The sequence below is a fragment of the Stenotrophomonas sp. As-7 genome, assembly GCF_030291015.1.
Classification (GTDB): Bacteria; Pseudomonadota; Gammaproteobacteria; order Xanthomonadales; family Xanthomonadaceae; genus Stenotrophomonas; species Stenotrophomonas lactitubi.
This window is the reverse complement of the sequence record NZ_CP127405.1, coordinates 3,588,842-3,602,639: the sequence shown is the minus strand read 5'-3', so window position 1 is coordinate 3,602,639 and position 13,798 is coordinate 3,588,842. Positions and strand designations below refer to the sequence as shown.

12 protein-coding genes and 1 riboswitch are annotated in these 13,798 nt (G+C 66.8%); of the genes, 6 read left to right on the top strand and 6 right to left on the bottom strand.

Annotation, left to right across the window (positions count from 1 at the left end; genetic code table 11):
- Positions 1-103: 103 nt before the first annotated feature.
- A complete protein-coding gene (locus QP457_RS16540) occupies positions 104-958 on the bottom strand; it encodes a hypothetical protein (protein ID WP_032952038.1) in 855 nt (284 codons plus the stop codon).
- A 120-nt stretch (positions 959-1,078) separates the two neighbouring features.
- Positions 1,079-1,972: an Hsp33 family molecular chaperone HslO gene (locus tag QP457_RS16535; RefSeq protein WP_205406143.1), complete on the bottom strand. Its 894-nt coding sequence runs from the start codon at positions 1,970-1,972 to the stop codon at positions 1,079-1,081.
- Positions 1,973-2,049: 77 nt separating this feature from the next.
- Here QP457_RS16535 and mtgA point away from each other — a divergent pair, with 77 nt between their 5' ends.
- From mtgA to QP457_RS16520, 3 genes are all read left to right on the top strand, one after another.
- Positions 2,050-2,799, top strand: coding sequence for a monofunctional biosynthetic peptidoglycan transglycosylase (mtgA, locus tag QP457_RS16530; RefSeq protein WP_205406142.1), 750 nt, complete (start codon positions 2,050-2,052; stop codon positions 2,797-2,799).
- 111 nt (positions 2,800-2,910) lie between these two features.
- Positions 2,911-3,930 carry a glycosyltransferase family 2 protein gene (locus QP457_RS16525; RefSeq protein ID WP_100553260.1) on the top strand — a complete coding sequence of 340 codons (1,020 nt, stop codon included), beginning with the start codon at positions 2,911-2,913 and terminating at the stop codon, positions 3,928-3,930.
- The gene (locus QP457_RS16520; protein WP_025877817.1) at positions 3,890-4,321 is read left to right on the top strand and encodes a CBS domain-containing protein; all 432 of its coding nucleotides are present in this window, start codon (positions 3,890-3,892) and stop codon (positions 4,319-4,321) included. Before QP457_RS16525 ends, QP457_RS16520 begins: the two co-directional genes overlap by 41 nt.
- A gap of 379 nt (positions 4,322-4,700) precedes the next feature.
- Here QP457_RS16520 and QP457_RS16515 read toward each other — a convergent pair whose 3' ends face one another.
- The 4 genes from QP457_RS16515 to QP457_RS16500 form a co-directional block, all read right to left on the bottom strand.
- Positions 4,701-6,674: an AsmA family protein gene (locus QP457_RS16515; RefSeq protein ID WP_205406141.1), complete on the bottom strand. Its 1,974-nt coding sequence runs from the start codon at positions 6,672-6,674 to the stop codon at positions 4,701-4,703.
- 112 nt (positions 6,675-6,786) lie between these two features.
- On the bottom strand, positions 6,787-7,425 hold the full coding sequence (locus QP457_RS16510; RefSeq protein ID WP_099818873.1) for a hemolysin III family protein: 639 nt from the start codon (positions 7,423-7,425) through the stop codon (positions 6,787-6,789).
- 96 nt (positions 7,426-7,521) lie between these two features.
- The gene (locus tag QP457_RS16505) at positions 7,522-9,126 is read right to left on the bottom strand and encodes a peptide chain release factor 3 (RefSeq protein WP_100460065.1); all 1,605 of its coding nucleotides are present in this window, start codon (positions 9,124-9,126) and stop codon (positions 7,522-7,524) included.
- Between the two features lie 74 nt (positions 9,127-9,200).
- Complete coding sequence (locus tag QP457_RS16500; protein WP_205406140.1) at positions 9,201-10,085, bottom strand: M23 family metallopeptidase; 885 nt, start codon at positions 10,083-10,085, stop codon at positions 9,201-9,203.
- A 138-nt stretch (positions 10,086-10,223) separates the two neighbouring features.
- A riboswitch (SAM riboswitch) is annotated at positions 10,224-10,342 on the top strand.
- A gap of 76 nt (positions 10,343-10,418) precedes the next feature.
- Here QP457_RS16500 and QP457_RS16495 point away from each other — a divergent pair.
- Genes QP457_RS16495 through QP457_RS16485 form a run of 3 tightly spaced genes read left to right on the top strand, consistent with a single transcriptional unit; the run spans position 10,419 to position 13,746 of the window.
- Positions 10,419-11,450, top strand: coding sequence for a homoserine O-succinyltransferase (locus QP457_RS16495; protein WP_205406139.1), 1,032 nt, complete (start codon positions 10,419-10,421; stop codon positions 11,448-11,450).
- Positions 11,447-12,682 carry an O-succinylhomoserine (thiol)-lyase gene (locus QP457_RS16490; protein WP_205406138.1) on the top strand — a complete coding sequence of 412 codons (1,236 nt, stop codon included), beginning with the start codon at positions 11,447-11,449 and terminating at the stop codon, positions 12,680-12,682. The genes QP457_RS16495 and QP457_RS16490 overlap by 4 nt, the downstream gene beginning before the upstream one ends.
- Positions 12,679-13,746, top strand: a complete 1,068-nt coding sequence (locus QP457_RS16485; protein WP_191078151.1) for a homoserine dehydrogenase — start codon at positions 12,679-12,681, stop codon at positions 13,744-13,746. Before QP457_RS16490 ends, QP457_RS16485 begins: the two co-directional genes overlap by 4 nt.
- The last annotated feature ends 52 nt before the right edge of the window (positions 13,747-13,798 follow it).

Genomic DNA, 13,798 nt, shown 5'->3' with positions numbered 1-13,798 from the left:
TAACAGATGAGTGCTTTTCGCACTTGACAGAGGTGTCCGGAAACAATTCGGGCGCCCCAGGGCGCCCGATGTTGAACACTGCTTGTTACCAGTCGATGAGCGGCTACAGATCCTGCTCGTAGCGCACGTACGGCACGGTGCCGTCATCGTTGCTTTCATTGCGCGGGGAGAACGGGTTCTTGCCGCGGCTGATGACGTTTTCCGCGCCGACGGTGAGCTGGCCGGACCACGGGGTGCGCCAGGTCAGGCCGATGCCCAAGCCTTCCCATTTGCCGGGCTTGCCGGGAACGTCAACCACGCGACCGATGATGCTGCCACTGAAATTGCCGTAGCCGGCGCCCAGGCTCAGGCTCTTGCTGTCCCAGCGGTCGACGATGGCCGGCGAGGCGTCAGCCAGCGGTACCAGGCGTGCTTTGGCATACGTGCCGGCGATGGAGACAAAGCCCTCGCGACCGATGTTCTTCTGTGCGAACACGGTCAGGTCATTCTGTTCGGCGCGCAGCGAGGGGGTCTTGCTGGGCGTCGCCAGCCAGGCGGGCAGGGTCTCGCGACCGGTGCCGGCAGTGATTCCCAGGCGGCCGGTACCACGGTTGAGCGCGGCGGTGCCGGTCAGGCGCCGGTTGGAGCCGATGGCGTCATCGTCGTCACCCAGGCTGGCCAGCATGCAATGGCTCGCCAGTCCGCTGATGCTCGAACCGCTGCTGCTGTTGCACAGCAGGCCCAGCGAGTCGCCCGAGGACAGGCCGAACGCAGCATCGAGCGAATTGCGGCCGAAATGCCAGCGTGCGCCGACGGCCTGTTCACCGGTCGGCTCCAGGTACAGCAGGGCCTCGACCTTGCCACTGCCCTTGTTCCAGACCGGAATCACGGTGCGGGTGTCCTTGCTCTGCGCATGCACGCCCGTGATCGCGCCAAGGGCGATCAGCAGGGCCAGCGGTAGACGCAGGAAGGTACGCATCGGACCAGTTCAGACAGGGACGGACAGTGAAAGTTCCCGCTGGGGCGGGAACTCGATCCTAGGGTGTTTATGAATTCTTAACAAGCCTTGTTCCTCCCCAGATACAAGACTCATTCGTTTTCACTGAAGACGTTCAGGTGCCGGTACAGCCCCCTGGGCACCGTGGAACAGTATGCCGAACTCCGTCAACGGAAAGTGATACTCCTGTCCGCAGAATTCGCAACGTACGTCCACCGCGCCGGTGTCTTCGGCAGCCGCACGAGCCTCTTCCTCGCCCAGCGAGACCAGCATCGAGGCAACCCGTTCACGCGAGCAGGAGCAGGCGAAGGACAGCGCCTTGTCACCCACCAGCTCTGCTTTTTCCTCGTGGAACAACCGGTGCAGCAGCTCCTCGGCCGGGGTAGCCAGCAGCTCGGCCTTGCCCAGGGTGTCGAACAGCGCGCTGGCGCGGGCCCAGCCGTCGTCGTCGCCCTCGTCGCCCGGCAGCTTCTGCAGCAGCAGGCCGGCAGCGCCTTCGCGGTCGGCGGCCAGCAGCAGGCGCGTTGGCAACTGCTCGGACTGGCGGAAGTAGTCCTCGAACGCTTCATCGAGTTCCGGCGCGGTCAGCGCGACCAGGCTCTGGTAACGCTGCGGTTCGCGCGGATCCAGGCCCGGATTCTCGATGGTGATGGCCAGCAGCGAGTCCTGGCCCAGGTCGGTCAGGTCGCGGGGGGCGTCACCGCCCTCGGCCAGCTGGACGATGCCGCGCAGGGTGCCGGCGGCAGTGCATTCGGCGAACAGCGTGCGCAGGGCCGTGTTGCTGCGCAGCTGGATCGACAGGCGGCCGTCCACCTTGGTGTGGCCGGTGAACAGCGCCGAGGCCACGCAGGCCTCGCCGAGCAGTTCGGTGGCACTGTCCGGATACTCGCCGTGGGACTGGATGTCCTGCCAGGTGGCCTGCAGGCGCACGTGGACGCCACGGACACCGGCGTCGGGGAGCAGGAAACGGATAAGGGAATCGGATTGGGCGGTCATCGGCTCACATCGCGCGGAAACGGGGATGGTTGCCGGATAATGCGCCGACAACCAGGCATAAGAAGGATGCACCAGTAATGGGGGCAGGGGGAGAGCAGGACAAGGTAGTGGCCGCCGCCGAAACGGCGCCGCGTCGGCGCTGGCGCTGGAAGCGGCTGCTGTGGCTGCCGGTGCTGTTCGTGGCCTTCAGCTGCCTGCAGGTGCTGGTGCTGCGTTTCATCGATCCGCCGCTGTCCACGGTGATGGTCTGGCGTTTCGGCGAGGCACTGGGTGAAGGCGACTGGTCCTACCGGCTGCACTACCAGTGGCGGGACCTGGACCAGATGGCGCCGAGCCTTCCCATTTCGCTGGTGGCCGCGGAGGACCAGCGCTTCCCTGACCACAGCGGATTCGATCTGCAGGCTATTGAAAGGGCGCGCGACCACAACGCGCGCGGCGGGCGCCTGCGCGGGGCCAGCACGATCAGCCAGCAGGTGGCCAAGAACCTGTTCCTGTGGCAGGGCCGCAGCTGGATCCGCAAGGGCCTGGAGGTCTGGTACACGGTGCTGATCGAAGCGTTCTGGCCGAAGCAGCGGATCCTGGAGATGTACGCCAACATCGCCGAGTTCGGCGACGGCGTGTACGGCGCCCAGGCGGCGGCGCAGACATTCTGGGGCAAGGACGCCGCGCGGCTGAGCCCTGCGGAGAGCGCACGTCTGGCGGCAGTGTTGCCGGCGCCGCGTCGCTACAACGCGGCCAAGCCAGGCCCGTACGTGCAGCGGCGCGCGGCGTGGATCCAGCGGCAGGCACGGCAGCTGGGTGGAGCGGGGTATCTGGCCGAGGATTGAGGGCGCCGACAGCAGCGGCGTCCGTGCTGCCTTTGCTTCTGGTGCCGGAAGCGGGTGGCGTGAACGGTGGACGGGCGGGCTGCACGCCCGTCAACCACGTACAATCCGGCGATGACTCGTGAGCGTCTTACCTTCGTCATCGCCGCGCACAATGAAGAGCTGGTTCTACCCCAGCTGCATCCGCGATTGTGCGCGGTACTGGACGGCTTGGCCGGAATCGATGGACACATCCTGTACGTGGATGACGGCAGCAGTGACACGACCTGGTCGTTGATCGCATCGCTGGCCCAGGCCGACCCGCGGGTATCGGCGCTGAAGCTGTCGCGCAACTTCGGCAAGGAGGCGGCGCTGACCGCCGGCCTGGACCATGTGCGCGAAGGCGCGGCGATGATCCTCGACGCCGATGGCCAGGACCCGCCGGAACTTGTGCCGCACTTTGTCGAGCGCTGGCGCGAAGGCTACGACAACGTCTATGGCACCCGTCTGGTGCGTGACGGTGAGAGCTGGAGCAAGCGTGCTGCCGCATCGGTGTTCTACCGGGTGATCGGCCGCCTCTCGCGCACGCCCATCCCTGCCGATACCGGCGATTTCCGTTTGCTGTCGCCGCGCGCGCTGAGCGCACTGCGCGAGATGCGCGAACGTCACCGGTTCATGAAGGGGCTCTTCAGCTGGGTCGGCTTCCGCCGCGTGGCGGTGCCGTATCACCGGCATGCCCGTTTGGCCGGCAGCAGCAAGTTCAGCCTGTGGCGGCTGTGGAACTTCGCGCTGGAAGGCATCACCGGCTTCTCGACGGTCCCGCTGCGGGCGGCCACCTACATGGGGCTGGCCACCGCGGGCGTGGCCTTCGTGTTTGCCATCTGGGTGATCGCCAAGGCTGCGATGTATGGCGACCGGGTGGCCGGCTGGCCGACGATGATGGCGGTGATCCTGTTCCTGGGGGGCGTGCAGTTGATCGCGCTGGGGCTTATCGGCGAGTACCTGGGACGCCTGTACGAGGAGTCCAAGCAGCGGCCGTTGTACCTGGTTGACGCATGGTTGGCCCCTTCCGTGGCAGACTCGGAGCTGCAACCCACCCTGGGAGGGCAGGCAGATGACGTCGGTACGGCAACTGTTGGACGGCAAGTCCCCTGAAGTGCATGCGGTCGCGCCTGGCGCGGCGGTGATCGATGCGATCCGGCTGATGGCGCAGAAGGGCATCGGTGCGGTGCTGGTGATGGACGGACCGCGACTGGTCGGGATCCTGTCCGAGCGCGACTACGCACGCAAGATCGTGCTCCACGATCGTTCGTCGCGCGACACGGCGGTGTCGGAGATCATGACCGCGAAAGTAGTGACAGTAAGTCCCGGTGAGCAGGTGGAACACTGCCTGCAACTGGTGACCGATTACCGCATCCGCCATCTGCCGGTGGTCGAGGGCGGGCAGGTACTGGGGGTGATTTCCATCGGTGACCTGGTGAAGTCGGTGATCGATGCGCAGCGGCGCGAGCTGGATCAGTTGCAGCAGTACATCGTGGCGGGGTGAGTTTGTCGCTGGCGGGCCTGCGGCCCGCCGGCCGCTTTTTCAAGCAACTGCCAAAGCCAAAGCAGCGCCTTCCTGATGTGCGGGGAGGCGGAGGGCATGTTCCTGCCAGCGCGGCTGGCTTCAGCCCCGACAATCTGCCGTTGGTAGATGCCAACCTTGGTTGGCACTGCTTTTGATTCTGCTTTTTTTCTTTTGACTTTGAATTCCTGCTCTCGTTACACGGCTGCAGGAAACTGTCCGAAGCCGGAGCAAGGCGGCAGGCAGGACCGTGAGGCGCATGGATGCGCCGACCGAGCCCCCATGAACGGGTTTACGGCGTGTCCTGCCTGTTGCCTTGCTCCGGCTCTCCGCATGGGAATCAAGGCGCCGAACGACCGCTCTACTTCGCGTAGCGCCCACCGCAGTCGGCATCCTTGCCCGGGCCCAGCTCGATGGTTGCCAGCAGTGCCGCCGGCGGCGCGATGCTGCCCAGCGTCAGCGCCACCGCACCACGGATACCCAGCGCCTTGAAGTCGGGGCGGAATGACGGGTCCTTGAAGGTGCCGCCGATGCGCAGCGGCGAGCGCAGCACCAGGATGCTCCTGTCCTTCGGTCGTGGCTTCAGCAGCAGGTCCAGTGTTTCATCGCGCAGGCTCACATCGCCCTCGCCGAGGATGATCGTATCGGTGGTGTCCACTGCCATCGACCGGGTATGCATCAGGCCCTCGCGCACGCCGAAATCGGCGAAGGCGCAGCGCAGCGGAATCTGTTTGTCGCCGGTGAACAGGAATTTCAGCGACTCGGTGATGTCCAGCCCTGCCACTTCCATCAGCAGGTTGCCGACATGGCCGCGGCCCATGCCCAAGGCCACGTTGCCGCTGCTGCTGCCGAGCATCGCCGCGATCGAGTTGCCGTTGCCGGTCAGATCAATGTCGCCGCTGATACCCCCCTTGGCCTGCTCGGCCAGCTTGGCATCGGGGAACAACTGGCCCAGCTGCACGCCGCGCACGCTGGCCTTGAGCGAAGTGGCGATCTGCGGGCGGCGTGCGTCCATACGGATCGTGCTGCGGATGTCGCCGCCGGCAACGCCGAAGTTCAGCGGGTCCAGCCGCAGCACACCATCATCCAGCAGCAGATGCGCATCCATGTCGTCCAGCGGCAGCTTCGGCGCATTGATGCGCTGGGCCTTCCAGCGCACGTCGGCATCCATTGCACGCAGCTTGCCCAGGTTGTACGGGGTGGCCGGCAGCACCTTTGCGCTGGCGGCCACGCGCGCAGCCTCGGCCCTCTGCTCTGCATTGGCGGTCTCGCCGCCACCGGTCTTCGGCGGCGCACCGACGAAGCCGGCAAGGTCATCGAAATCAAGACGACGCGACACCAGGTTCGCGGTCATCCGTGGTCGTTCGCGGGAGACATCGAACTGCACATCGCCGCCCAGATCGCTGTCGCCGACTTTGCCGGTGAAGCGCTCGTAGCGCCACACCTGGTGATCACGCTTCAGGCGACCGTCCAGGGCATACGGCGGGGAGGGTGGAATGGCGATGCCCAGCAGTGGATAGAGGTCGGCCAGGTCGTTGCCGCTAAGCGCGAACTGCAGGTCGAACACCTGCAGCTGGAACGGGTTGGTCAAGGTGCCGCTGGCAACGGCGTGGGTCGCGCCAGCGCGACCATCCAGATGGATGCGGAAGGGATGGGCGCTGTCGGTCAGTTCAAGCGGCGATTCGGTGCCACCACTCAGGATGAAGGGATTGCCCCGCCAGCGGCCTTTGCCGGCGACCAGCAAGGGTGGTGCGGCGTCGGCCCGTTTCGGTTCGCCGCTGCGCACGTTTACCAGGATATCGGTGCGGCCGAGCGCGTCGAGGAACTGCAGGCGGCCATCATCAATGTGCAGGCGCTTGAGCTGCGGTGTGGTGCCGCCTTTGCTGTCGCCGAGGAAATTCCAGTTGCCCGGGTCACCTTTGCGCGGCGCCGTCTCCAGCAGTACGTCAGGGCGGGTCAGGCGCACTTCGGGAAGCTGCACGTTGCCGCGCAGCAGTGGCCATACGCGCACGTCGATCTCGACCCGGTCGGCGCTGGCCATGTTCGGCTGTTTCGCCCACGTCGCATTGGCGAAGGTGAGGGTATCGGCGCGCACGGTGGTGGTGCGGCCGAGGTCGACATCCAGGTTGCCGATGTGCAGGGCGCGCCCGGTACGGGCCTGCACCGCACGTTCCACCGGGCCCTTGAACCAGTTCCAGTCCCAGAGGGCAATGAGGATCAGGATTGCCGCGAACAGGAACACCAGCACGGCCAGCCAGCGCTGCCCGCGTGGACCGGGGCGACGCAGGCGCCAGCGCGACGCCTTGGGAGCAGCAGGAGCAGAGGCAGCATTCACGTTGCCATGGTTGCCCCGTCGCGGTGGACGGGGCGCGAAGCGTTCATGTGCATGGCGTGCACAGTGGACGCCTGCTTGCCGGGCAGGGCCCGGCGCTACCGCAGATCAGCGGTCACAGCACCTGTCGGGTCACTGCGACGAAGTGACAGACGCTGCCGCCAATCACGAACAGATGCCAGATCGCATGCGAATAGGGGATGGATTCGCGGTGGTAGAAGTAGGTGCCCAGCGTATAGGACAGGCCGCCGCCGAACAGCCAGGCCAGGGTGCCGCCATCGATCGAGGCCCACATCGGCTTGATCGCCACCACCACCAGCCAGCCCATGGCGATGTAGATCACCGTGGACAGCAGCTTGAAGCGACCGGTGTAGAACAGTTTGAACACCACGCCGCCGAGCGCCAGCGCCCAGATCGCGGTGAACATGCCCCAGCCCCAGGGACCACGCAGGCCGATCAGTGTGAACGGGGTATAGGTGCCGGCGATCAGCACATAGATCGCGCAGTGGTCGAACACCTTCAGGCGACCCTTGGCCTGCGGGTGCTGGATGGCGTGGTACAGCGTGGAGGCGGTGTACAGCAGCAGCAGGGCGATGCCGAACACGATCGCGCTGGCCAGCTGCCAGCCATCGCCGTAGATCGCGGCCAGGGTGATCAGTACCGCGCTGGCGGCCAGGGCAAGCACCGCACCCAGCCCGTGGGTCAGGGCGCTGGCGATTTCTTCACGGATCGAAGCAACAGAAGTCGTGGACATGGCATGGGCATCGTCTGCAGGGAGGGGGACCCGCACCCCCCTATCATCGCCGCGATGGCGGGCGCGTGCACCCCCGCCACCGTATGGTCGCTGCGATCAGTTGCCGGTGACCGTATGCGCGGCTTCCCGGGTTGCCGAGAAACGCACATCCGGCGCGCGTTCCTGCGCCAGCTGCAGGTTGACCCGGGTCGGCGCCAGGTAGACCAGGTGGCCAGCGGCGTCGAGGGCCAGGTTCAGCGCGTTTTTCTCGCGGAACTCCTCCAGCTTCTTCTCGTTGCTGCAATGGACCCAGCGTGCGGTGGTGACACTGACCGGCTCGAACGTGGCTTCCACGCCGTACTCGTCCTTCAGGCGGTAGGCAGCCACATCGAACTGCAGCACGCCCACCGCGCCCAGGATCAGGTCGTTGCTGGTCAGCGGACGGAAGAACTGGGTCGCGCCTTCCTCGGACAACTGTGCCAGGCCCTTCTGCAGCTGCTTGAGCTTGAGCGGATCGCGCAGGCGGGCGCGACGGAACAGTTCCGGGGCGAAGTTGGGGATGCCGGTGAAGGTGATCGCTTCGCCTTCGGTGAAGGTGTCACCGATGGAAATGGTGCCGTGGTTGTGGATGCCGATGACATCGCCCGGCCACGCCTCTGCGGCGATTTCGCGGTCGCTGGCCATGAAGGTCAGCGCATTGGCCAGCTTCATGTCCTTGCCGGTGCGCACGTGCAGGGTCTTCATGCCGGCAGTGAACCGGCCCGAGCAGACGCGCATGAACGCCACGCGGTCACGGTGCTGCGGATCCATGTTGGCCTGGATCTTGAACACGAAGCCGGTCAGCTTCGGCTCCTGCGGGGCGACGTCGCGGCCGGTGGTGGAGCGTGCCTGCGGCGACGGCGCGTGCTCGACGAAGAAGTCCAGCAGCGGCTGCACGCCGAAGTTGTTCACGCCCGAACCGAAGAACACCGGGGTCTGCTTGCCGGCCCGATAGGCCTGCAGGTCGAACGGGTGGCTGGCGCCCTGCACCAGTTCCAGTTCGTCGCGCAGATCGGCCAGCATGCGCTCGCCGATCTTCTCGGCCAACCCGGGCGAATCGATCGACGGGAAGATGGTCGAATCCTGACGGGTAAAGTTGCGCCCCTGTTCGTACAGGTGCACTTCGCCGGTGATCAGGTGGACCACGCCCTTCAGGCGCTGGCCCATGCCGATCGGCCAGGTGACCGGTGCGCACTGGATGCCGAGCACGCTTTCAACCTCATCCAGCAGGTCGATCGGCTCCTTGCCCTCGCGATCGAGCTTGTTGATGAAGGTCATGATCGGGGTGTCGCGCAGGCGGCACACTTCCATCAGCTTGATGGTGCGCTCTTCCACGCCCTTGGCCACGTCGATCACCATCAGCGCCGAGTCCACCGCGGTCAGCACGCGGTAGGTGTCCTCGCCGAAGTCGGCGTGGCCGGGGGTGTCGAGCAGGTTGATGATCTTGCCTTCGTACGGGAACTGCATCACCGAGGAGGTGACGGAGATGCCGCGCTCCTTTTCCAGCGCCATCCAGTCCGAGGTGGCGTGGCGGGCAGCCTTGCGGCCCTTCACCGAGCCGGCCATCTGGATCGCGCCGCCGAACAGCAGCAGCTTTTCGGTCAGCGTGGTCTTGCCGGCGTCAGGGTGGGAAATGATGGCGAACGTGCGGCGACGCGACGCTTCGGTGGCGACTTCGGACATGGCAGTGGCGCCCGCACGGGGCGCTTTTCAAAGAGATAAGCGCCCGATTATACCGGCCTGCTGGCGTCGGCGGGTCAGCGCCCGGCGCTGGCGTCGCCGCTGCCCTCGCGGGCGAAGTGCAATTCGCCCTGTGGGGCGAGGATGCGCACCGGCACCGAACGCAGCCCCATGCCCCGGTTGAGCTGCACCACGAAGTGCAGGTGCGGTGCGGTGCTGTAGCCGCTGTTGCCGGACAGGCCGATCGGCTGGCCCGCCTGCACGGCCTGGCCGGGACGGACCCGCATGCCGCCGGCCTGCAGGTGGGCGTACATCGCCATGCTGCCGTCGCTGTGCAGGATGCGAACGAAGTTGGCGCGTCCGGCATCGCGTTCACGATCCAGGCCATTGCCGCGAAAACCGTCCTGTACCTGCATCACCGTGCCCTCGCGGGCGGCCAGGACCTGCGTTGCTTCGGGCAGGGCAAAGTCGATGGCGTCGCGGTTCTCCTCGTCATCGTGGCTGAACCGGCCCTGTGGGGCCTGGTCCACGCGCAGCTGGACAGCCTCGAAGGGCAGGCGATAGGCGACGTCTTCGGCGCGCGCGGCCGGATTGCCCGGCACCGACTGCAGGCGAAGGTCCAGTGCCTTGCCGCTGGAAGGGGAGGGAAGGTGGCCCACCACCAGACTGCCGGTCGCCTGCACCAGTGATTGCAGCGGCAGGCCGTCCACCTGCGTGCCGGGGGCCGCGCGCAGCTCGATCTGCACCGGGCCGGACAGCGGATTGTCGATTCGTGCCTGCCACTGGTCGCCGATCGGCTGCAGCCGCAGGTGCGCCATCGACGTCGCTTGCGGCGCAGCCTCGGTACTGGGCGCGGCTGCAGTCTTCGGCACCATTCCCCAGCCCCGGCGCCAGTCGGCGGCGTTCGCGGAGGCGCTCGCCAACAGGGGCAGCAGCAGGCAGGACAGGGGCAAGCGGCGCATCGATGGCTCCAGCGACATGGACCGCCGGGACTCTACGCAAGCTGCCGGGAAGGGGGAAGGGCGGCGGGCTCTCTGCTTATTCATCTCTTTATCCGCATGAAGGGATTGACATGCCCGGAAAGGACTGGCATCGTGGCTCCACCATCGAGACCGGCAGAGGGACAGGCCCTTTGAAGCCGGGGCAGCCCGCAGACGCGAAAGCGCCTGCGTAGGTGCCAAATCCTGCGGGGACCGTGGCGTCCACCGAAAGATGGTTCGAACCTGCACACAACGTGCATTTCGAACGCGAGCCCCGCGAAGGCTCGATGGCCGATTTCCCTACCGGAACCCGCCATGAGCTTCGCCACCAGCACCGTGCTTCGCCCCGAACCCTTTGTCCCCGTCAGCGTGCCGGTCGATGACCGCGTGCACGCCGAGCGCGGCGAGTTCGCCGCCGTGCTGTCGATGCGCCATGCCGGCCCTTGCCCGGTGCGCCTGCGCTATGAATGGGTCGGTCCGGTCAACGCACCGGTGGTGGTGCTGGCCGGCGGCATTTCCGCGCACCGCCATGTGGCCTCCAATGCGCAGTTCACCGAGAAGGGCTGGGCCGAAGGCCTGGTCGGCAGTGGTCGCGCACTGGATCCGCAGCAGCTGCGTGTGCTCGCGTTCGATTTCATCGGCGCCGACGGTGCGTTGGATGTGCCGATCGATACCGCCGACCAGGCCGATGCGCTGGCATTGCTGCTGGATCACCTCGGCATCCGCACGTTGAAGGCGTTCGTCGGCTATTCGTATGGTGCGCTGGTCGGCCAGCAGTTCGCGATCCGCCACCGCGCACGGGTACGCCAGCTGGTGCTGGTCAGCGGCGCGCACCGCCCGCATCCGTATGCCGCCGCCTGGCGTGCGCTGCAGCGTCGTGCCGTGGCGCTGGGCCAGCTGCAGTGTGGCGAAGACCACGGTCTGGCGCTGGCACGCCAGTTCGCGATGCTCAGCTATCGCACGCCGGAAGAATTCGGCGAGCGCTTCGACGCAGCACCGGAAGTAGTCAATGGCCGCGTCCGAGTCGCCGCCGAAGATTATCTCGACGCCGCAGGCGCGCAGTACGTGGCGCGCACGCCGGTCAATGCCTACCTGCGTCTGTCCGAGTCGATCGACCTGCACCGCGTGGACCCGAGCGCGATCCTGCCGCCGACCGTGGTGGTTGCCGTTGAAGGCGACCGCCTGGTTCCGCTTGCCGACCTGGTCGGCCTGGTCGAGGGACTGGGCCCGCGCGGCAGCCTGCGCGTGCTGCGCTCGCCCTACGGTCACGACGCCTTCCTGAAAGAAACCGATCGCATCGACGCGATCCTCGCCACCGCCTTCCGCACTTCTGGAGAGTCCGCATGAGCCTGCACGCCGCTGAACCGTCCTGTTGTCGCACCACCGCCGCCGTCCGCGCCGGCATCGATCGGGACACCGCCCATGGCGCGGTCACGCCGCCGATCGTGCTGTCGTCGAACTTCAGCTTTGAAGGCTTCGGCAACAAGCGCCAGTACGACTACACCCGCAGTGGCAACCCCACCCGCGACCTGCTGGGTGAAGCGCTGGCCGAACTGGAAGGCGGCGCCGGTGGCGTGGTCACGGCCACCGGCATGGGCGCGATCAACCTGGTGCTGAACGCACTGCTGCAGCCCGGCGATACCCTGGTGGTGCCACATGATGCGTACGGCGGCAGCTGGCGCCTGTTCAACGCGCTGGCGAAGAAGGGCCATTTCGAACTGGTCACCGCCGACCTGACCGACCCGCGCGCGCTGGCCCAGGCGCTGGCCACGCAGCCGAAGCTGGTGCTGGTGGAAACGCCATCCAACCCGCTGCTGCGCATCACCGACCTGCGCTTCGTCATCGACGCGGCGCACAAGGCCGGTGCGCTGGTGGTGGTCGACAACACGTTCCTGTCGCCGGCATTGCAGCAGCCCCTGTCGTTCGGTGCGGACGTGGTGCTGCATTCCACCACCAAGTACATCAACGGCCACAGCGACGTGGTCGGCGGCGCGGTGATTGCCCGCGATCCCGCCGTGCACGAACAGCTGGTGTGGTGGGGCAATGCACTGGGCCTTACCGGTTCACCGTTCGATGCGTTCCTGACCCTGCGCGGCCTGCGTACGCTGGATGCACGCCTGCGCGCGCACCAGGAGAATACTGCCGCGATCGTGGCACTGCTTGATGCGCATCCGGCGGTGGCCAAGGTCTACTATCCGGGCCTGGCCGATCATCCGGGCCACGCCGTTGCCGCCCGCCAGCAGAGTGGTTTCGGCGCAATGCTGTCCTTCGAACTGGCCAGCTGTGCCGGCGATGATCCGCATGCCGCTGTGCGCGCGTTTGTCGATGGCCTGCGCTACTTCACGCTGGCCGAGTCGCTGGGTGGGGTGGAGAGCCTGATCGCACACCCTGCAACCATGACCCACGCGGCGATGACGGCCGAAGCACGCACTGCTGCGGGCATCAGCGAAGGCCTGCTGCGGTTGTCGGTTGGCATCGAAGGCGAGCGCGATCTGCTGGCGGATCTGGGCGCTGCACTGGCGCGTGCGGAGGCGGTGATCGATGCGGTGGCGCGTGGCAAACAGGTGGCAGACGCATGAGCGCTTTGCCTGTCGAGATTCCGCTGCTGGGTACCGGCCGCTTGGCGCTGCTCGGAACCGGCACCGTCGGTTCGGCCTTCGTACAGCGCTACCAGGCGCTGCAGGCACGTGGGCTGGAGTTGCCCAGCGTGCAGTGGCTGGCCAATTCGCGCACGGCGCTGGCGATCGACCGTGATCTGGCGTTGCCGCTGGAACTGGCACGCCGTGCGCCACGTGATGGTCAGAGTTCGCCGCCGTGGGCCAGCGCCGAAGGGCTGGAGCGTGGTGACGTAGTGGTCGATGCCACCGCCAGCGAAGACGTAGCGGCGCGCCATGTGCAGTGGTTGGCGCGCGGCGTGCACGTGGTGACCGCCAACAAGCTCGGCCGTGGCGCGCACCTGTCGCGTGCGCAGGCCATCGCCGACCGTTGCGCCGACAGCGGTGCGCGCTACGGCGACAGTGCCACCGTCGGCGCGGGTCTGCCGTTGCTCAGCAGCCTGCGTGCGCTGGTGGCCGGTGGCGACCACATCCATGCCATCGAAGGCGTGCTTTCCGGCTCGCTGGCGTGGCTGTTCAATCGGTATGACGGCCAGTCACCGTTCTCGGCAGCGGTGCGTGAAGCGCTGGCGGCCGGCTACACTGAGCCGGACCCGCGACTGGATCTTTCCGGCGAGGATGTGCGCCGCAAGTTGTTGATCCTCGCGCGCAGCAGCGGCTTGGCGCTGGACGCTTCGCAGGTGCAGGTCGATTCACTGGTGCCGGATACGCTGGCAGCGTTGCCGCTGGAAGATGCAGTGAATGCGCTGGAGCAGCTGGATGCACCGCTGCAGGCGCGTTGGCAGCAGGCGCGCGCGAACGGTCGGGTGCTGCGTTTTGTCGGACGTGTGGATGGTGAGGGTGCGCAGGTAGGCCTGCGTGAGCTGGCGGCCGACCATCCGCTGGCACAGGGCGCGGGCACCGACAACCGCGTGGCCATCCACAGCGATCGCTACCGCGCGCAGCCGCTGTTGATCCAGGGGCCGGGCGCGGGTGCGGAAGTCACCGCAGCGGCGCTGCTGGATGACGTGCTGCGGATCGTGGGTTGACCCCAGCCGCCGCTGCGCTCGCCGGGCATGGCCCGGCGCTACCGATACCGAT